Raw genomic sequence first — 17,529 nt, 5'->3', positions numbered from 1 at the left:
CGGCCCCACCGGCGCCTCAGCCACCCTGCACCTCCAGCTTGCGCCTGCCCGCCGCCAGCAGCGCCTGCCCGAGCGCCGCCACGGCCAGGACCCAGAACAGCTGCACCCCGACGACGCCGAGCGCCGCGGTGCCGGAGACCCGGCCGGAGAGCACGTCCACCGGCGCCTGCAGCACCGAGGGGAAGGGGGTGGCGGTGGCGATCGCGCGCAGCCAGTCCGGGAAGAGGTGCACCGGGACGAAGAGCCCGGCGAGGAACGAGCCGAGCACCTGGTGCAGCGTGCGCAGCCCGCGGGTCTCCACCACCCAGAAGCCGACAAGGGCGGTGACGAACAGCGCCAGCGACGAGACGGCGATGCCGAGCAGCACGCTCACCAACCCGAGCAGGTAGGTGACCGGGGTGTCCGGCAGCTCCAGGCCGCCGTAGACCAGCGCGCCCACCGCGACGGTCGGCAACCCGCGCGGCAGCAGGGTGCAGGCGCCACGGCCCAGGTCGCCTGCGAGCGTGGCGAGCTGCAGGTCGACCGGGCGCAGGAAGTCGACCGCGATGTCGCCGCTGCGCACCCGCTCGCCCAGCTCGACGCCGGTCTCGGTGAAGAGCACCGCGCCGAGCAGCCCCTGCGAGATCCACACGTAGGCGCCGATGCTGCCCGCGTCGTAGCCGCCGAAGGAGCCCGCCGAGCCGACCGCCGCCAGCAGCACCGCGCCGCGCAGCAGCCCGAAGACGCTGTTGGTGAACATCCCGGCGAAGAGCGCCAACTTGTACTGCCACTGCCTGCGGAACCCGGCCACCGCGAGCCGCCAGTAGGCCGCGGCGGCGGAGCGCCGGAGCAGCGCGACGGCAGGCACCGCTCCCCCCTCCCCGAGCCGGACACGAAGCGAGCACATTACCCGCTCGGTGCCGGACTCGGACAGCGAATCGTCCGCGGCGCGCGCTGACCGAACCGGCCGAACAGCCCGCGATCCCATGTCGGCCGATTCGGTGGTCCCCTAAGCTGAGCGACGCTCATTTTCGGGTTCCGGCAGGCGGGAGACGGTGATGCCGACGAAGGCGGCCGCGCAGCGGCGACGCCCCACCCAGGACCGGGCCAAGGCGACCAGGGAGCACATCCTCGACACCGCCGCCCGGCTCTTCGGCGAGCGCGGCATCGCGGGCACCTCGACGAACCGGATCGCGGCCGAGGCCGGGGTCAGCATCGGCACCGTCTACCGCTACTTCGCCGACCGCTCGGTGCTGGTCGAGGAGCTGCTGTCGCGGCTGCTGGCGTCGGTGGAGCAGCGCTTCACCCAGCGCATGTTCGACCTCTCCGGGAAGGACGCTCCCGACGTCTGGGTCGACATCCTCACCGTCATCACCGACGAACTCGTCCAGAACGCCGCGCTGGTCCGCGCACTGGTGGCGGGCGTGCAGTTCTACAGCAGCGGCATCCCGGAGTTCGAGCCCCGGCTGCGGCTGCTGGTGAAGGTGCTGATCATCCAGCTGCTCGGCCCCGGCGACGACCACCGCTACGACGTGATGACCTTCGTGCTGATCAACACCGGTTTCGCGGCGGCGCTGCGCACCTCGGCGCTGGAGGTGGACGGCCCCGCGCGGCACGAGGCGATCGAGATGACCGGCCGCATGATCGGCGCCTTCCTGGAGTCGGAGGGCGCGGCGCCCGCGCGCTCGGCACAGAAGTGAGCACTTCTCACGTTTCTGGCCGCAGCGGCCGCGCGGCGGGCCACCGACGGCGCTGTTCGGACTGGTCAGGCCGGGCCCGGGGAGTCCCGCACAGTCATCTGTAAAGCGGAGTAGCAGGTGAGTCGGCGGGGGCCCTACCGTGTTCCACACCACATTCGGTCCGGGACGAGGAGGTCCGCCGTGACGGTCGAGAGCATCGCTCACCTCACCCTCGAACGAGATCCGCAGGTCCTGGCCAGGAGGCTCACCGCGCGGCTCACCGAGGCGGGCGCGCTCGGCGCCGCGGCCGCGGAGAGCGCGCAGACCGCCACCGTGGTGCGCATGTGCCTGAAGTGGGCCGTGCTGCGGCTGGAGGGGAGGCCCGCACCCGAGCGCACCGACCGGCTCGCCGCCGCCGCCGCGGGCTGGGCCAGGGCGGGCGTGCCGATCGAGACGGTGCTGCACGCCGTGCACGTCGGCTTCGAGCACGGCCTCGACCTGCTCTTCGGCGGCCGGGGGGCGGCCGAGCGGGCCGATATCGTCGCGGGCGCCTTCGTCAGCCTGGAGCTGTTGAACCTGGTCACCGCGACGGTCAGCAAGGCCTACGTCCGGGAGTGCCGGGAGGGCGCGCTGGCGGAGCGGACCGCCGCGCACACCCTGACCTCGATGCTGCTCGGCGGCCACCCCACCTCGGCCATGGCGCGGGCCCGCGGCGTCCGGCTGGCCGAGCGGTACGCGGTGCTCGCGCTCGCCATCCCGCCGCACCCGGACGAGAGCAGGCCGCAGCTGGACGGCCGGGTGGTCGCCCGGCGCAAGCTGCGCCGGGTGCAGTCCGGGCTCGCCGACCTGTTCGGCACCGCCGCGCTCTCGCTGCTCTCGGTGGACGGCGGCACCGTCCTGCTGCCCGCCGACCACCCCGCGGCGGCCGAGCTCGAGACCGTGGTGCGCACGCTGGCGGCCGCGGCCAGGGTCCCGCTCACCGCGACGGTGGTCGAATCGCGGCCGGACCGGGTCGCCACCGCGGTGCAGGACGCGCACGAGCTGCTCGACATCGTCGAGCAGTCCGGCGGCGGCCCCGGGCTGCACCGCTTCCAGGACCTGGCACTGCAGTACCAGCTGACCAGGCCGGGGCTCGGCCGCGAGCTGCTCGGCACCAGGATGCGACCGCTGCTCGGCCACCCGGACCTGCTGGAGACGCTGCGCGTGCACATCGGCAACGACCTGAGCAGGCGGCGCACGGCCGAGCAGCTGCACATCCACCCGAACACCCTCGACCACCGGCTGCGCCGGGTCGGCGAGATCACCGGGCTGGACCCGACCGACCCGCGCCAGCTCTGGTACCTGCGCTCCGCGCTGGTGGTCTGCGCGGATCAGCGACCGGCGCGCCAGCGCGCGATCGCCCGGCCGATCTCGGTGGCGGGCGGCTCGGCGTAGAGCCACTCCCGCGCCAGGGTGTGCCAGTTCGCGGTCACCTCGAGCTGGCCGAGCAGCGCGAAGGTGAACAGGTCGGCGCGCCGGGAGAAGACGTGCTCCGGCGGGAGCAGCTGGTGCCGCATCCCGCGGAACTCCGCCGCGCGCGGGTCGACGGCGAGCACCACCGCCCCGGTGGCGAGCTCCGGGGTGACGGTGATCGGCTCGTCCACCAGGTGCCAGCCCGCCGCGGCCAGGACGTACTCCAGGCACTCGTCCTCGGTGACGCCCGCCGCCGGGTCGATGATGCCGCGCCCGACCCAGGCGGCGTACAGGTCGGCGGCGCGCTGCTCCCCCGCCGCGCGCAGGCAGGAGCGCTCGAAATCCACGTCGGCCGGGTTCATCCGGTCGTACAGCCCGAAGTCGACGAAGGCCACCCGGCCGTCCCGCGCCAGCAGCACGTTGCCGGGGTGCGGGTCGCCGCAGAACTCGAAGTCGTGGAAGAGCGAGCTGATGTAGAAGCGGTAGATCAGCTCGCCGCAGCGGTTCCGCTCCGCCGCGGGCAGCGTGCGCATGTGCTCGAAGGAGTGGCCGTCGACCAGCTCGGTCACCAGCACCCGCGCGGTGCAGTACTCCAGCAGCGCATCCGGAACCAGGATGAACGGGTGGCCGCGGTAGCGCTCGGCGACCCGGTGCTGGGTGCGCGCCTCGCGCGGGTAGTCGAGTTCGTTGGAGATGCTGCGCGCCACCTCGGCCAGCACGTCGTTGTCGGCGGCGCTGGGCAGCGCCGAGCGCCACAGCGCGGAGAAGACCTCGAGGTTGCGCAGGTCGGCGCGGATCGCCTCCTCGACCCCCGGGTACTGCACCTTCACCGCGACCGCGCGGCCGTCGCGCAGCACGGCCCGGTACACCTGCCCGATCGAGGCCGCCGCGATCGGCTCCTCGTCGAACTCGGCGAAGACCCCGGACAGCGGCCCCAGCTCGTCCTCGAGCACCTGCCGCATGCCCGCGAAGGGCACCGCGGGCACCCGGTCGCGCAGCTCGGCCAGCTTGGCCCGGAACAGCTCCCGGTGCGACTCCGGCACCAGCTCCAGGTCGAGCACGGAGAGCATCTGGCCGAGCTTCATGGCCGCGCCCTTCATGCCGCCGAGCACCGTCACCAGCTGCTGCGCCGCGGCCAGCGCGGAGCGCTCGGCGAGCGCCAGGCGCGCCTCCTCGGTGCGGCCGATCATGGCCAGCCGCACCCCGGCCCCGCGCACCGCCTGCCCGGCCGCCAGCCTGCCGAGCCTGCCGCCCCGGCCCAGCCGCGTCCTCGGCACCCGATCGGCCACCGCGGTCACCTCCTCGTGTCCGCCGCCCTGCGTCCGGGCGCGCCGTTATTCTCGGCGCCCCGGCCCGCGCTTGTCGACCGGCACCGACCGGAGCGGACAGCGCTTTCTGTCCACGGAACGAAACACCCGCGCCGGGGTGATCCGTGATGCGAAGACCGGCGCTTCGGCCCGATTGGCCACCGGCCCCCGCGGTAGCCGACGGGTTGTCGCCTCTCCACCCGCGAGCCCGCCGAGTGGGGACAACCGGGAAAGCGAGGATCTCGATGACACTCGTCGCAGCTCACGACAGCTCCACCGCGCGCCGCAGCCAGCGGGGCACCGACAGCTACGACGGGATCGAGCCGCTGCTGGCCGAGCTCGCCGCCATGGCCGACGACGACCCGGGCAGGCCCGCGCTGCGCGAGCGGATCATGCGCCGCTGCCTCCCCCTGGCCGACCACATCGCCCGCCGCTTCACCGGCCGCGGCGAAACCTACGACGACCTGCACCAGAGCGCATCGCTCGGGCTCGTCCTCGCGGTCGACCGCTACGACCCGGTGCGCGGCACCAGCTTCCTCGCCTTCGCGGTGCCGACCATCATGGGCGAGGTGCGCAGGCACTTCCGCGACCACACCTGGGCGGTCCGGGTGCCGCGCCGGGTCAAGGAGACCCAGCTCGCCATCGGGCCGGTCATCGAGAAGCTGTGCCAGGAGCACGGCCGGATGCCGACCGCCATCGAGATCGCCATGGCGATGAATGTCGACCTGCTCGAGGTCACCCAGGCGCTGATGGCCGGTAATGCCTACCGCACCAACTCGCTCGACGCCGCCGCGGACGACGACGAGAACTCGGTGGCCGCGCAGGTCACCGAGACGCTCGGCGACGTCGACCCCGCGTACGACATCACCGACGACGCGCTCGCCGTCGCGCCGCTGCTGCGCGACCTTTCCGAGCGCGACCGGCGCATCCTGCACCTGCGCTTCTTCGAGAACAACACGCAGTCCCAGATCGCGAAGGAGCTCGGCGTCTCCCAGATGCACATCTCCCGCATCCTGGCCCGCACCCTCGCCACCCTGCGCGACCGGGCGCTGCGGGACTGATCAGGCGGCGGGGTGGCGGCCCGGCACGGCCGGGTGGAACCGCTCGCGGTGCCTGCGGACGGGCCGCGCCGCTACTCGGAGCCGCGGTTCGCCGTCACCGGGATCTCCCAGCGCATGCTGACCCGCACCCTGCGCCTGCTGTGCGAGGACGGGCTGCTCACCAGGACCTCGACCGGAACCGGAGCGCGCTCAGTTGAGCTGGGCCTGCGCGCGGCGCAGGTAGGCGGTGTCGCGGCGCTGGTCCTCGGTGTCCGCGTCGCGCAGCGTGCGGCGACGGTTCTCGCACGCCACGGCGCGCAGCAGGGTGTCGAGCTGGCGGTGGGTGCGGCCGTGCGCGCAGTGGCCGTCGAGGTCGTGCCAGCGATGCCAGGAGTTCTGCCACTGCATCGGCGCGACCACGTACTTGACCGGCAGGTCGCCGGTCGCGCGGCCGGGATGTGTCGGGCTCATCTCCTCCACCGTAGACCTGTCGGGTGACAAATGATGCGCGACAGCCGGGCATTGAGGTTTGCCGCACTATTGCCTGCCAGCCCATGCGACCCGGAGCGAACCGTCATATGGTCTGTTGCGGCAGGGTTCGGCGGTAACTCCGGACTTGCTATCTCGGATACCGGTTCCGTCGCGAGCCCCGTCACAGCGGGGCCCGCGGCGGCATCCGCGGGTCAGCGGCCGCGCCGCTCCATCAGGGCCGCGAGCCCGTCCAGGATCCGCTCGATCCCGAAGGCGAGCGCGCCCTCGCCGCCCGCGACCGCCCCCTCCTCGCCGAATGCCGCCACGGTGGCCGGGTAGCGCTCGGCCGCGGTCGCGAGCCCGGTGTCGGCCAGCGCGGTGAGCGCCGCCTCCATCCAGGCCATCTCGTTCGGCCCGACCGGCCGCGACCCCACCGCGACCTCCAGCGCCCATGGGTGCGCGCGGAACCGCTCGTAGAGCGTCGCGCACCAGCGGCTCAGCCCGGCCCGCCAGTCGCCCGCGGGCAGCTCGGGCGGCTCGCCGAGCGCGGTGTCCAGCATGAGCGCGACCAGCTCGGCCTTGCCCGGCACGTACCGGTACAGCGACATCTTGGTGAAGCCGAGCCGCTCGGCCAGGCGCTGCATGGAGAGCGTGGCCAGGCCGTCGGCATCGGCGAGCGCGATCGCCTCGGCCGCGATGCGCTCCGGCGTGAGTGCGGGTTTCGGGCCGCGGGTGGGGCGGCGCTCGACACCCCAGAGCCGCTCGAGGGCGCACAACGACCGTCCTCGTCTCGGGCGCGGGCATCGCCGGGCCCGCCCTCGCCTACTGGCTGCACCGCTTCGGTTTCGAGGTCACCGTCGTCGAGCGGGCCCCCGCGCTGCGCTCCGGCGGCCAGGCCGTCGACTTCAAGGGCCGCACGCAGCGCACCGTGCTGGAGCGCATGGGCGTGTGGGACGACATCGTGCGGGTACGGACCGGCACCACCGACACCGTCTTCGTGGACGCTCGCGGCCGCGAGCTGGCGACCATGCCCGGCGAGTTCACCGGCGGCGACGTCGAGATCCCGCGCGGCGACCTGTCCCGGATCCTGTACCGCCGCACCGCCGAGCACTGCGCCTACCGCTTCGGCGACGGCATCACCGCGCTCACCGAGACCGCCACCGGGGTGCGGGTCGAGTTCGAGCACGCCCCCGCCGAGCGCTTCGACCTGGTGCTCGGCGCCGACGGCATGCACTCCCGGGTCCGCGCCATCGCCTTCGGCCCGGAGGCGGACCACGTCGAGCACCTCGGCTACTGCTACGCCGTCGCCGGGGCGAGCCCGCGCGCAGGCGGCCCCGGGCGGGCGCGCGTCCACGGGCACAACGCGCCCGGCAGGCTCGCGGTGAGCGGCGGCCCGAAGGCCGAGCAGCTCTACCTCTTCGCCTGCCCCGCGCCGGACCACCGGGCAGGCCCCGCCGCGCACCGTCGGCTGGTCGCCGACGCCTTCGCCGAGCTGGGCTGGGCTGGGAGGTACCGCGCATGCTGGCCGAGCTGCCCGACCTCGACGACTTCCACCTGGACGCCATCGCCCGGGTACGGATGCCCGGGTTCGTCCGCGGGCGGGTCGCGCTGGTCGGCGACGCGGGGTACGGCAACACCCTCGGCGGCTTCGGCACCGGCCTCGCCGTGGTCGGCGCCGCCGTCCTCGCCGGCGAACTGGCCGTTGCCCGCGGCGACCACACCGCCGCCTTCCCGCGATACGACGCCATCATGCAGCGCTACGCGAAGATCGCGGGTACCAGCAATGCCGGGCGCTTCCTCGCACCGCGCACCACCACCGGCATCCGACTCCGCAACCTCTTCCTCCGCTCCCCCGCCTTCGCGCTCATGGGCAGGTACGCCGACTCCGCCGCCGAGGACATCCAGCTCCGCGACTACCCGGCCGCGCTCATCACCCGCTGATCCGGTCCCTGGCAATCGCGGCCGATCTCGGCGAGCAGCGAGCCCGACTTCAGGTCCCCGTCCGGCTCGGGCGCCACCGCCTCCGTCAGGACGGCCCGCACCTCGGCCTCGGTGCTCCGGCCGTTGGCCGCAGCGCGCAGCCGCAGCCGACGATCGGGCGCTCAGCCCATGGTCTTCTGACCGTCCAGCGACTCCCGGATGATGTCCGCGTGCCCGGCGTGCTGCGTGGTCTCGGCGACGATGTGCATGAGCACCCGGCGCGCGGACCAGGCGGTCTCCTGGAACCAGGGGGCGGCGGGGAGGGGGAGCTCGGCATTCAGGTCGACGGTGCCGACCAGGGCGTCGGTGCGGTCGGCGACCCGCTGGTACGCGGCGAGGACGTCGGCCAGGGTCTCGTCCGGGAGCAGCCGGAAGTCGTTGTCGCGCGCCGCGAAGTCGGCTTCGGTCATCGCGTCCATGTTCGGCATGGAGGACGGGTCGACGAGGAAGTCGGCCCAGCCGCGCTCGGTGGCGGCGACGTGCTTGACCAGCCCGCCGAGCGAGAGCTCGCTGGCGGTCGGGCGCTGCCGCGCCTGGTCGTCGGTGAGGTTCTGCACCGTGTAGCGGAGGAAGAAGCGGGCCTGGCCGAGCATGGCGAGCAGGTCGCGGCGCTCGGTGTCGAGGACGGCGGGGGTGGCGGTGCTGGCGGTCATGGTCTGGCCCTTCGGTCGAGTGGGTTCCGGCTTCGAGAACTACGGTAGAAGCCATTGCGGCCACTTTCCGGCCGCAATCCCGCGCAGAATCGAGAACATGGCGAACACCAGCACCCGAACCCTGCGGCTGCTGTCGCTGCTGCAGACCCACCGCTACTGGCCGGGCGGCGAACTGGCCGACCGCCTCGGCATCTCCCCGCGCACCCTGCGCCGCGATGTCGAGCGGCTGCGCGAACTCGGCTACCCGGTGCAGGCGAACCGCGGCGTCGACGGCGGCTACCAGCTCGCCCCCGGCGCCGTGCTGCCCCCGCTCATGATCGACGACGAGGAGGCGGTCGCCCTGGTCATCGGGTTGCAGACGGCCGCGCACGGCGGCGTGGCCGGCGTCGCCGAGCCGTCGATCCGGGCGCTGGCCAAGGTCATCCAGGTGCTCCCGCCGCGGCTGCGCAAGCGGGTCGACGCGCTGCGCGCCATGACCGTCCCCGCGACCTGGGACACCACCGCGGCGGGCCCGGACCCCGCGGTGCTCACCGCACTGGCCGCCGCCTGCCGCGACACCGAGCGGCTGCGCTTCGGCTACACCGCCGCCGACGGCCGCAGCGCCGACCGGCACACCGAGCCGCACCGCCTGGTCTCGCTGGGCAGGCGCTGGTACCTGGTCGCCTACGACCTGCACCGACACGACTGGCGCAGCTTCCGGGTGGACCGGCTCACCGGTCCGCGCGGCGACGGCTCCCGGTTCCGCCCGCGCGAACTGCCCGCCGCGGACGCGGCCGCCTTCGTCCGCACCGCCGTCGAGCAGGTGCCGCGCCCGTACCGGATCGAGGTCATCGCGCAGACCTCGGCCGAGCAGGTCAGGGCCAGGATCGGCCGCTGGTGCACCGCCGAGGAGATCGACGCGAACAGCTGCCGGGTGCGAATGACCGCCGACTCCCTGGAGTGGCCGATCATGGGGCTCGGCGTGCTGGAGGCCGATTTCGAGGTGGTCGACCCCCCGGAGCTGCGCGACCGGCTGCGCACCCTGGCGGCGCGCTTCGCCGAGGCCTGACCGCCACCCCGGCGCCCAGCGGCCACCCGCCGCGGGTCGCGACGGGTGGCCGGTACCGGTCAGATGCGGTCGAGCAGCCAGCCGCAGAGCTCTTCGGTGATCTTCGTGTGCGGCTCGCTGGTCGAGGCGAGCACGAAGTCGTCGAGGGCGCTCTCCTCCGGCGCCAGTTCGTCGATCGGGGTGTAGAGCTCGGCGTGCGTGTCCAGGTTCCTGATGTCGACCGCGCTCACCGCGGGGACGAAGCAGTGCTCCGGGATCGGGTTCTCCACGCCGAGCCCGAAGACCTTGTTCAGCCCATCGGCGAGGATCTCGAACCCGGCCAGGGTGCCGCCGGGCGCGCCGTCGATATCGGGCAGGTCGGGGGTGTGCACCTCGTTCTTCGACACGGTGACCACGCGCAGCATCGCGGCGAGGTCGTCGCCGCCGATGGGCGTGGTGCGCAGGTCGGTGCCGACGATCCCGATGCCGCGGCCGCGCAGCGCCGTCCGCCCGGCCCCGATGCCGTTGCCGACGCCGTCGCCGGGGCCGTTGGCGAGCCCGAGCAGCCGCGGCCTGCGCGGCCACTCACCGACCCGACGCAGCTCCTCCAGGAACTGCACCCGCAGCTCGCTCACCATCGGCTTGTCCGACCAGTCCGCGATGTGCCGCCACAGCAGCTGCTGGGCCGCGGGGCTGTTCATCTGGTCGGAGAACCGGCTGTCCAGGTCCCGGATGTAGTGCGCGAAGCTCTGCAGCGAGAGCGGGATGTTGGCGCCGCGGTGCGGGCTGTCGTAGGAGAAGTAGACGCTGGTCTGGTGGTCGATCCCCTGCGTCTCCAGCGCCGCCAGCGCGTGCCTGGTGACCAGCCCGCCCATGCTGAACCCGCCGACCACCAGCGGTTCGCTGCCGAGCCGCTGGGCGATGGCGCGCATGATCGCGGCCCGCGCCGCGTGGCTGTTCTCCAGGATGGAGGCGCTGCGCTCGAGGAAGCCGAGCAGGATGACGTCCCGCCCCCGCCTGCGCAGCTCCGAGATCAGCGGGTACTCACCGTTCTCCAGCCCCGTGTAGGAGAACTTCAGCGTGCTCGGCCCGCTGTTGAAGCCGTCGGCCAGGATCACCGGCCGCACCAGGTTCCCGTGGCCGTGGTTGCCGTAGTAGACCCAGGCCATGCCGCTGGGCAGCTCCCAGGTCTCGTCCGGGGTCGGCGGCTCCACCGCGGGGGCGACCACCGGCCCCGATCCCAGCAGAATGGGGGACGCGGCCCGCAGCGCCGCGGCGACATCACGTTCGTTCGGTTCGCTCATTCCAGCTCCCTCACGTCGCTCCTCGGCCGCACCCGGCGGCGCGGCCGGGATCGAGTATGGAGCGCCCGCGGTGCCGTCCGGCGAGGTAACCGCAGATCATCGGGGGTTCACCGGCACGCCGTCGGCGCGGGCCGCCGTCCGGAAAACGAAGGTCTCGATCGCCGGGCGTTCGACGTGCCACCCCCGTATTTCCGGCCGGAAACGATGCGGGCGTCAGGGAATGATCGGGAACCCGTCCTCCCGGATCGAGACCACTACCGCCAGGTCGGCGAAGGGCGCCGAGCCGCGGGCCACCCGGTGCCCCCAGCGGGCCAGCGTGCCGCGCATGCCGTACTTGATCCGGATCCCCTCGCGCACGGTGTTCAGCACCGAGCCCTCGCCGAAGATCAGCGCCTCGCCCTGCTGCTCGCGGGAGCCGAGCGCGCGCGCCCCGCGCCAGTCACCCGCCTGCACGATCACCCGCGGATCGCGGACCAGCTGCTCGACCTCCGGCGACCAGGACGAGACCCGGAACGCCAGCCTGCCGTCGCCCGCGGGCACCACCAGGCGCTTGCGCGTCTCCCGGCGGCCGGGCTGCACCTCGTGGGTGACCAGGACGGTGCCCGCGTCCCACCAGGGCGAGCCGGGGTGCCAGTCGGCCGGGCGGCCGAAGGCCCGCTCCGGCAGGTTCTCCGCTTCCACGCTATCGGCCTCGATCGTCGTCGTCATGAATCCCACCTGCCCCTTGCGCCACACCGGTCTCGTCGAAGCACTACCCGCGAAACATTCTCCGAACCCGGCCACGTTTACCCGCGCGGCCGGTGGCTAAGTCCTCTTCGACACCGAGCCCCCTGCCGGGGCGACACCACCACGGACCGGGCCGAGCGACTCGACACGACACACCGTTCCGTTCCACTCGCACCGGCAGGGGCCGTACGGCCGGGGCGCCACCCAGCGTACCCGCGGTGATCGCGCGGTCCCCGCCCCCTCGGGCGGCGGGTGAGCCCGGTCACCCCACCGGCGCCCCGGCCGCCCCGCCCGCGCGGCGGACACACCTGCGGCCACCTGGCATTTCACCGCCACCGGCGGGCCCACCGCCGCCCCCGGACCGACTGTCGGCGCGTCGTATTGACGTAACACGCCATCGGGGCCCCACGATTGAGAGCGTGACGACATTGGTTGACGCGTCTTCGTTAGGGGAAAATCTCGTGGAACCGTGGACTGTGACGAGTCCATCCGACGGCGTGCTGCGCTTCACCAACGCCACCCACTCCCGGGCCGCGATGATCGCCGTCGAGCCGGTCGGCGACGTCCAGCTCGGGCCGATCGATCCGGGCGACCCGTACACCAGCTTCGTGTCCGAGGGGCGCGCGCCGGGCGAGTACTTCGAGCGCCGGGTCTCCAGGCGCACCGGCTCCGGCCCCGCCGGGGTGCGGGTGCGCTGGATGATCGCGGGCATCGGCCCGCGCACCTGGGTGCACAGCCTCACCGACCTGCGGGCCGGAACCGCGCACTGACGGCGCTCAGCGCCCCGCGCCCGCGACCCCGGCCAGGAACTCGGCATTGGTGCCGACCTGGCGCAGCCCGGTCAGCAGCAGCTCCAGCGGTCTGCCGGAGGCGGCCGCGGCGAGCGTGCGGCGCAGCAGCCCGTCGGCGGCGAGCTCGCCCGCGGTGAGCAGCAGCTCCTCCCTGCGGGTGCCGGAGCGCGGCAGGTCGACGGCGGGGAAGGTGCGCCGCTCGGCGGCGGCGCGGTCCAGCACCAGCTCGGCGTTGCCGGTGCTCTTGCACTCCTCGAAGATCACCGTGTCGGCCAGCGAGCCGGTGTCGACCAGCGTGGTGGCGACGATGGTGAGCGAGCCGCCGTCCTCGATATTGCGGGCGGCGCCCAGGAAGCGCTTGGGCGGAAGCAGCGCGGCGGAGTCGACGCCGCCGGAGAGGATCCGGCCGGAGGCGGGCGCGGCCAGGTTGTAGGCGCGGGCCAGCCGGGTCAGCGAGTCGAGCAGCACGACGACGTCGCGGCCCGCCTCGACCAGCCGCTTGGCCCGCTCGATCGCCAGCTCGGCCATGGCGACCTGCTCGGCCGGGGTGCGGTCGAAGGTGGCGGCGGCGATGTCGCCGGGCACCGAGCGGCTGAAGTCGGTGACCTCCTCCGGGCGCTCGCCGACCAGGACCAGCACCAGTTCGCACTCCGGGTGGTTCTTGGCGATGCCGTGCGCGACGGCGCGCAGCACCGAGGTCTTGCCCGCCTTGGGCGGGGCGACGATGAGCGCGCGCTGCCCCTTGCCGATGGGCATGGCGAGGTCGAGAACGCGGCCGGTGAGCTCGTGCGGCTCGGTCTCCAGCCGCAGCCGCTGGTCCGGGTGCAGCGGCGTGAGTTCCGCGAAGGCGGGCCTGGCCTTCGCCCGCGCCGGGTCGAGGCCGTTGACGGCGGTCACCCGCAGCAGCGGGTCCCGTTTGCCGCGGGTGCAGGGGCCCGCCACGCCGGCGACGAAATCGCCACGGCGCAGGCCGTTCTCGCGCACCAGGCGGGGCGCGAGGTAGAGGTCACCGTCGTCCGGCAGGTAGCCGCGCACCCGCAGGGTGGCGGTGCCGCCGACGGTATCCAGGATGCCGGTGACGGCACGTTCTTCGGTGTTCATGGGAAAGTCCTTGCGAGAGTGAGAGTTCGGAAGCATCCGGGCAGCGGCCACGGACGTGCGCAGGACACAGAAGCTGCGCGGGGCGAGAGGGATTCTCGGAATTCCGGTGCGGGAGCAGTGCTACATCCGCGGGGAGAAGACGCGGCCAGAGTACGTCCGGCGGCGCCGCCCGGTCAAGGGCCGGTCTCGCTGACCGGTGCAACAGCGCCGGTCAGCGCGGTATTCCCGGGTTCAGCGCGAGATTTCGTCCCGGCGAACGCCGGTCACCATGAAGACCGTGCGCCTGCCGACCTCGACGGCATTGTCGGCGAAGCGCTCGTAGTACCGGCCGATCAGGGTGAGGTCGACGGCGGCGGCGACGCCGTGGTCCCAGAGCGGGCCGAGCACCGTGGCGAGCAGCTCCTCGTGCAGGTGGTCCATGGTGTCGTCCTGGTCGGCGAGCCCGGCGGCGACCTCGGCGTCGCCGGATTCCAGCACCTCGGCGGCGGTGGCCGCGATGGCCTCGGCGGCCGCGCCCATGCGGGCGACGAGCGGGCGCACGGGTTCGGGGACGACGTGCGCCGGGTGCCTGCGCCTGGCCGCGGCGGCGATGTGCGCGGCCAGCGCGGCCATCCGGCGCAGGTGGGTGCCGAGCTGGATGGCGGTCACCACCTGCCGCAGCTCGCCCGCGACCGGTGACTGCAGGGCGAGCAGCCTGGCGGCTTCGCGCTCGATCTCCGCGCACCGCGCGCCCGCCTCGGCGGCGAGGTCGATGGCGGTCTCGGCGCTGCTCAGCTCGGCGTGCACCAGCGCCTCGGTGGCCCGCGTGACGACCGCGCCCGCGCGCAGGCACAGGCCGTGCAGCAGCTCGGCCAGGCCGCGCAGGTCGTCGTGGTAGCCGATGCGGGCATGGTGCTCGGACGGCCCGTCGGGCAGGATCGGCGGCCGCCAGGTCTCCTCGACCGGCCAGTGCGCCGCGTTGAGCCGCTCCCGGACCCGGGCGAGGTCGGTCTCCCGCGGCAGCTCCCTGGTGAGCCGGGTGATGGCGATGCCCGCCTCGACCCGGTCGGCGGGCAGCGCGCCCTGCGCGACCAGCTCGGCGACCACCTGCTCCACCTCGTCGTCGCTCAGCCTGCGGCCGAGCAGCGCGAGCAGCGGCACCCGGTCCTGCTCGGGCACGCCGTCCGGGTACCCGGCCCGCAGCCAGTCGACGATCCGGCCGAGCAGCTGCGTCCATTCGAAACTCACGCCATCACGCTCCCTGTGCTCGCCGCGATGCCCACTCCGGGCGGCATCGAAACCCTATCCGCCGGTCCTTTCCCGCGCCGGTCCCACCAGCCCGGCCACTATGCGTGCCGAGAGCAGCACCAGCGGGAGCCCGCCACCGGGGTGCGCCGAGCCGCCGACCAGGTACAACCCCGGCACCGGCGCGGTATTGGCGGGGCGGAGGAAGGCCGCGCGCGGGCCGTTGGAGGACGACCCGTAGATGCAGCCGCCGGGGGTGGCGGTGCGCCGCTCCAGCTCGGCGGGGTGGATGATCGCCCGGTGCCGGATCCGCCCGCGCACGTCGACGCCGCGCTCGGCCATGAGCCGGACGAGGTGGTCGGCGTAGCGGTCGGCGAGTCCCGGTGTGTCCCAGTCCATGTCGCGCTCCGGAGCGTGCCTGGGCGCGTTCACCAGGACGAACCAGGCGCCGGTGCCCGGCTCGGGCACGATCTCCGGGTCGTCCGGGGCGCTGATGTACACGGTGGGGCGGCGCACCGGGCGCAGCGGCCCGCGCCTGCCGAAGACCGAGTCGAACTCGTCGTCGTAGTCCTCGGGGAAGAGCACGCAGTGGTGCGGCAGCGGCGGCGGGTCGTCCAGCGCGAGCAGCAGCACGAACCCGGAGAGCGAGGGGGTCGCGCGGCGCAGCTTCTTCTCGGCGCGCCGAGCGGCCCCGGTGCGCACCAGCTTCCCGTAGACCTGTCCGGCATCGGCATTGGCGACCACCAGGTCGGCCGTCCGGCGGGTGCCGTCGGCGAGCACGGCGCCGGTGACGCGGCCCCTCGGGTCGGTGACGAGCTCGGTGACCTCGGCCCCGGTCTCCAGCGTGCCGCCCAGTTCGAGCAGGCGGTCCCGCAGCGCGGTCGCGATCCGGCCCAGCCCCCCGCGCACGTACCAGGAGCCGAAGGCCTGTTCACTCCACGGCACCGAGGCGAGCGCGGCCGGGGCGCGGCGCGGGTCGGAGCCGGTGTAGGTGGCGTAGCGGTCGAGCAGGGAGCGCAGCCGCGGGTCGTCCAGGTAGCGGCGGCCGAGCCCGCGCAGCGTCTGCCACGGCGCGACGGCGCGCACCTGGTCCGGGGTGGCGATGCCGCCGATCATGGTGCGCAGCCCCATCGGGGACTCCAGGAACGGCTCGTGCGTGACATCCCAGATCTCCTCCGCGCGGCGCAGCAGCGCCGACCACTGCGCGCCCCGGCCGGGGCCGAGCGCGGCGTCCAGCGCCGCCGGGATGTCGGCGAGCTCGCCCGGCATGTCCAGTTCGGTGCCGTCCGGGAAGCGGTAGCGGGCCGCGATCGGCAGCCGCTGCAACTCCAGCACGTCGTGTACGGAGCTGCCCGCCGCGGCGAAGGTCTCCTCCAGCACGTGCGGCAGGGTCAGCAGCGAGGGCCCGGTGTCGAAGCGGAATCCCTCGACGTCGAGCACGCCGAGCTTGCCGCCGATCTCGGCAGCCTGCTCCAGCACGGCCACCTCGTGCCCGAGCGCCCGCAGCCGCAGCGCCGCCGCCAGCCCGCCGACGCCCGCGCCGACGACCAGAACCCGGCTCATCCGCCCTCTCCTTCCGTCGCACCCGACTCTACGGGCGGCCCGTTTCGCCCCGCCGCCGGTGGGAAAACCGGAATGTGCCCGCCAACCCGCTCCCGCCCCTCGCCCGCTGGCTCGGTCGACAGCCGTGGGTGATGCGCACCGCCCCCCTGGTGCTGACCACCGAGCGATTCCTGCGCGGGGTGAGCGGCAACCGCCTCGGCGTGCTCGACATCGCCGGGCTGCCGACGCTGCGGCTCACCGTCGCCGGTCGCAAGACCGGGGTGCCGCGCGAGACCTCGCTGCTCTACGTCCCATACGGGTCGAACTTCCTGATCATCGGGTCGAATTGGGGAAACGCGAAGCACCCGGTCTGGTCGACCAATCTGCGCGCGGCCGATACCGCCCGGGTGCGGCTGCACGACGAGGTCTTCACCGTGACCGTTGCCGAACTGGAGGGTGCCGAGCGGGAGCGGGCCTGGGCCGCGGCGCTCACTTTCTGGCCCGGGTACCGGGTCGAGGAGAAGATGGCGGCCGGACGGCGTTTCCGCATCTTCGAGCTGCGCCGCTGAGCCCTTCGCCGCTCGGACGGGCGGCCCGCCACCGCGTGCTAATGTCGGTTTTGTCCGATTTTACGAGCTGATCGAAGGGAATGGGATCTGCCGATGGGTGTCAGTCTGGCCAAGGGTGGCAATGTCTCGCTGTCGAAGCAGGCACCGAATCTGACCTCGGTCGCGGTGGGGCTGGGGTGGGACGTCCGCTCGACCACGGGCGCCGACTTCGACCTCGACGCGAGCGCACTGGCCACCGGAGCCGACAACCGGGTGGTCTCCGACGGGCACTTCGTCTTCTACAACAACCTGCGCTCCCCCGAGGGCACCATCGAGCACACCGGCGACAACCTCACCGGCGAGGGCGACGGCGACGACGAGGTGATCAACGTCGACCTGGCCAACACCCCGCCGACGATCACCAATATCTTCTTCCCGGTCTCCATCCACGACGCCGACGCGCGACAGCAGTCGTTCGGCCAGGTCCGCAATGCCTTCATCCGCGTGGTGGACCGCAGCAACGGCTCCGAGCTGGTGCGGTACGACCTGACCGAGGACTCCTCGACCGAGACCGCGATGGTCTTCGGCGAGCTGTACCGCAGCGGCGCGGAGTGGAAGTTCCGGGCCATCGGGCAGGGCTACGCCTCCGGGCTGGCAGGCATCGCCCGCGACTACGGCGTCAGCCTCTGAGCCGGGCGGAACCGA

General features: G+C 73.4%; 19 protein-coding genes and 1 pseudogene. 9 read left to right on the top strand and 11 right to left on the bottom strand.

What is annotated here, in order from left to right:
* Positions 1-16: 16 nt before the first annotated feature.
* On the bottom strand, positions 17-847 hold the full coding sequence (locus ACFUUZ_RS03480; protein ID WP_378692111.1) for an ABC transporter permease: 831 nt from the start codon (positions 845-847) through the stop codon (positions 17-19).
* Positions 848-1,037: 190 nt separating this feature from the next.
* Between ACFUUZ_RS03480 and ACFUUZ_RS03475 the strand changes: the two genes are divergently transcribed.
* Positions 1,038-1,679: a TetR/AcrR family transcriptional regulator gene (locus ACFUUZ_RS03475; protein WP_378692109.1), complete on the top strand. Its 642-nt coding sequence runs from the start codon at positions 1,038-1,040 to the stop codon at positions 1,677-1,679.
* A gap of 180 nt (positions 1,680-1,859) precedes the next feature.
* Positions 1,860-3,092 (top strand): PucR family transcriptional regulator, encoded by a 1,233-nt coding sequence (locus tag ACFUUZ_RS03470; protein WP_378692107.1) that lies wholly within the window; start codon positions 1,860-1,862, stop codon positions 3,090-3,092.
* On the opposite strand, the gene ACFUUZ_RS03465 is transcribed toward ACFUUZ_RS03470, so the two are convergent.
* Positions 3,029-4,399 carry an ABC1 kinase family protein gene (locus ACFUUZ_RS03465; RefSeq protein WP_378692106.1) on the bottom strand — a complete coding sequence of 457 codons (1,371 nt, stop codon included), beginning with the start codon at positions 4,397-4,399 and terminating at the stop codon, positions 3,029-3,031. The genes ACFUUZ_RS03470 and ACFUUZ_RS03465 overlap by 64 nt on opposite strands.
* Positions 4,400-4,662: 263 nt before the next feature.
* On the opposite strand from ACFUUZ_RS03465, the gene ACFUUZ_RS03460 reads away from it, so the two are divergent.
* Entirely contained in the window at positions 4,663-5,478 is an 816-nt protein-coding gene (locus tag ACFUUZ_RS03460) for an RNA polymerase sigma factor SigF (RefSeq protein WP_378692104.1), read from the top strand.
* Between the two features lie 189 nt (positions 5,479-5,667).
* On the opposite strand, the gene ACFUUZ_RS03455 is transcribed toward ACFUUZ_RS03460, so the two are convergent.
* Both ACFUUZ_RS03455 and ACFUUZ_RS03450 read right to left on the bottom strand, forming a co-directional pair.
* Positions 5,668-5,928 (bottom strand): hypothetical protein, encoded by a 261-nt coding sequence (locus ACFUUZ_RS03455; protein ID WP_378692272.1) that lies wholly within the window; start codon positions 5,926-5,928, stop codon positions 5,668-5,670.
* 212 nt (positions 5,929-6,140) lie between these two features.
* Positions 6,141-6,704 carry a TetR/AcrR family transcriptional regulator gene (locus ACFUUZ_RS03450; RefSeq protein ID WP_378692103.1) on the bottom strand — a complete coding sequence of 188 codons (564 nt, stop codon included), beginning with the start codon at positions 6,702-6,704 and terminating at the stop codon, positions 6,141-6,143.
* Here ACFUUZ_RS03450 and ACFUUZ_RS03445 point away from each other — a divergent pair.
* Together ACFUUZ_RS03445 and ACFUUZ_RS03440 are read left to right on the top strand one after the other, a co-directional pair.
* A pseudogene (locus ACFUUZ_RS03445) lies at positions 6,641-7,117 on the top strand (FAD-dependent monooxygenase); the annotation flags it as partial. The gene ACFUUZ_RS03450 and the pseudogene ACFUUZ_RS03445 sit on opposite strands and share 64 nt — an antisense overlap.
* Positions 7,118-7,446: 329 nt before the next feature.
* Positions 7,447-7,869: a hypothetical protein gene (locus tag ACFUUZ_RS03440; protein ID WP_378692270.1), complete on the top strand. Its 423-nt coding sequence runs from the start codon at positions 7,447-7,449 to the stop codon at positions 7,867-7,869.
* Here ACFUUZ_RS03440 and ACFUUZ_RS03435 read toward each other — a convergent pair.
* Positions 7,842-8,009, bottom strand: a complete 168-nt coding sequence (locus ACFUUZ_RS03435; RefSeq protein WP_378692264.1) for a hypothetical protein — start codon at positions 8,007-8,009, stop codon at positions 7,842-7,844. The two genes, ACFUUZ_RS03440 and ACFUUZ_RS03435, sit on opposite strands and share 28 nt — an antisense overlap.
* 21 nt (positions 8,010-8,030) lie before the next feature.
* Positions 8,031-8,561, bottom strand: a complete 531-nt coding sequence (locus tag ACFUUZ_RS03430) for a DinB family protein (protein WP_378692101.1) — start codon at positions 8,559-8,561, stop codon at positions 8,031-8,033.
* A gap of 97 nt (positions 8,562-8,658) precedes the next feature.
* On the opposite strand from ACFUUZ_RS03430, the gene ACFUUZ_RS03425 reads away from it, so the two are divergent.
* Positions 8,659-9,609, top strand: a complete 951-nt coding sequence (locus ACFUUZ_RS03425) for a helix-turn-helix transcriptional regulator (RefSeq protein ID WP_378692100.1) — start codon at positions 8,659-8,661, stop codon at positions 9,607-9,609.
* A gap of 59 nt (positions 9,610-9,668) precedes the next feature.
* On the opposite strand, the gene ACFUUZ_RS03420 is transcribed toward ACFUUZ_RS03425, so the two are convergent.
* Both ACFUUZ_RS03420 and ACFUUZ_RS03415 read right to left on the bottom strand, forming a co-directional pair.
* Positions 9,669-10,892 (bottom strand): hypothetical protein, encoded by a 1,224-nt coding sequence (locus tag ACFUUZ_RS03420; protein ID WP_378692099.1) that lies wholly within the window; start codon positions 10,890-10,892, stop codon positions 9,669-9,671.
* A 213-nt stretch (positions 10,893-11,105) separates the two neighbouring features.
* Positions 11,106-11,600 (bottom strand): hypothetical protein, encoded by a 495-nt coding sequence (locus ACFUUZ_RS03415; RefSeq protein WP_378692098.1) that lies wholly within the window; start codon positions 11,598-11,600, stop codon positions 11,106-11,108.
* Between the two features lie 494 nt (positions 11,601-12,094).
* Between ACFUUZ_RS03415 and ACFUUZ_RS03410 the strand changes: the two genes are divergently transcribed.
* Entirely contained in the window at positions 12,095-12,388 is a 294-nt protein-coding gene (locus ACFUUZ_RS03410) for a hypothetical protein (protein WP_378692097.1), read from the top strand.
* Between the two features lie 6 nt (positions 12,389-12,394).
* On the opposite strand, the gene rho is transcribed toward ACFUUZ_RS03410, so the two are convergent.
* From rho to ACFUUZ_RS03395, 3 genes are all read right to left on the bottom strand, one after another.
* Positions 12,395-13,510, bottom strand: coding sequence for a transcription termination factor Rho (gene rho / locus ACFUUZ_RS03405; protein ID WP_378692096.1), 1,116 nt, complete (start codon positions 13,508-13,510; stop codon positions 12,395-12,397).
* Between the two features lie 231 nt (positions 13,511-13,741).
* Complete coding sequence (locus ACFUUZ_RS03400; RefSeq protein WP_378692095.1) at positions 13,742-14,737, bottom strand: DUF3349 domain-containing protein; 996 nt, start codon at positions 14,735-14,737, stop codon at positions 13,742-13,744.
* Positions 14,738-14,791: 54 nt separating this feature from the next.
* Positions 14,792-16,297 carry a phytoene desaturase family protein gene (locus ACFUUZ_RS03395; RefSeq protein WP_378692093.1) on the bottom strand — a complete coding sequence of 502 codons (1,506 nt, stop codon included), beginning with the start codon at positions 16,295-16,297 and terminating at the stop codon, positions 14,792-14,794.
* Between the two features lie 131 nt (positions 16,298-16,428).
* Here ACFUUZ_RS03395 and ACFUUZ_RS03390 point away from each other — a divergent pair, with 131 nt between their 5' ends.
* A complete protein-coding gene (locus tag ACFUUZ_RS03390; RefSeq protein WP_378692091.1) occupies positions 16,429-16,845 on the top strand; it encodes a nitroreductase family deazaflavin-dependent oxidoreductase in 417 nt (138 codons plus the stop codon).
* Positions 16,846-16,938: 93 nt separating this feature from the next.
* Complete coding sequence (locus ACFUUZ_RS03385) at positions 16,939-17,514, top strand: TerD family protein (protein WP_378692089.1); 576 nt, start codon at positions 16,939-16,941, stop codon at positions 17,512-17,514.
* Positions 17,515-17,529 lie beyond the last annotated feature (15 nt).

The organism is Nocardia sp. NPDC057353 (genome assembly GCF_042667085.1).
GTDB lineage: Bacteria > Actinomycetota > Actinomycetes > Mycobacteriales > Mycobacteriaceae > Nocardia.
The sequence above is the reverse complement of the archived record's forward strand: the minus strand, read 5'-3'. Positions and strand labels throughout refer to the sequence as shown.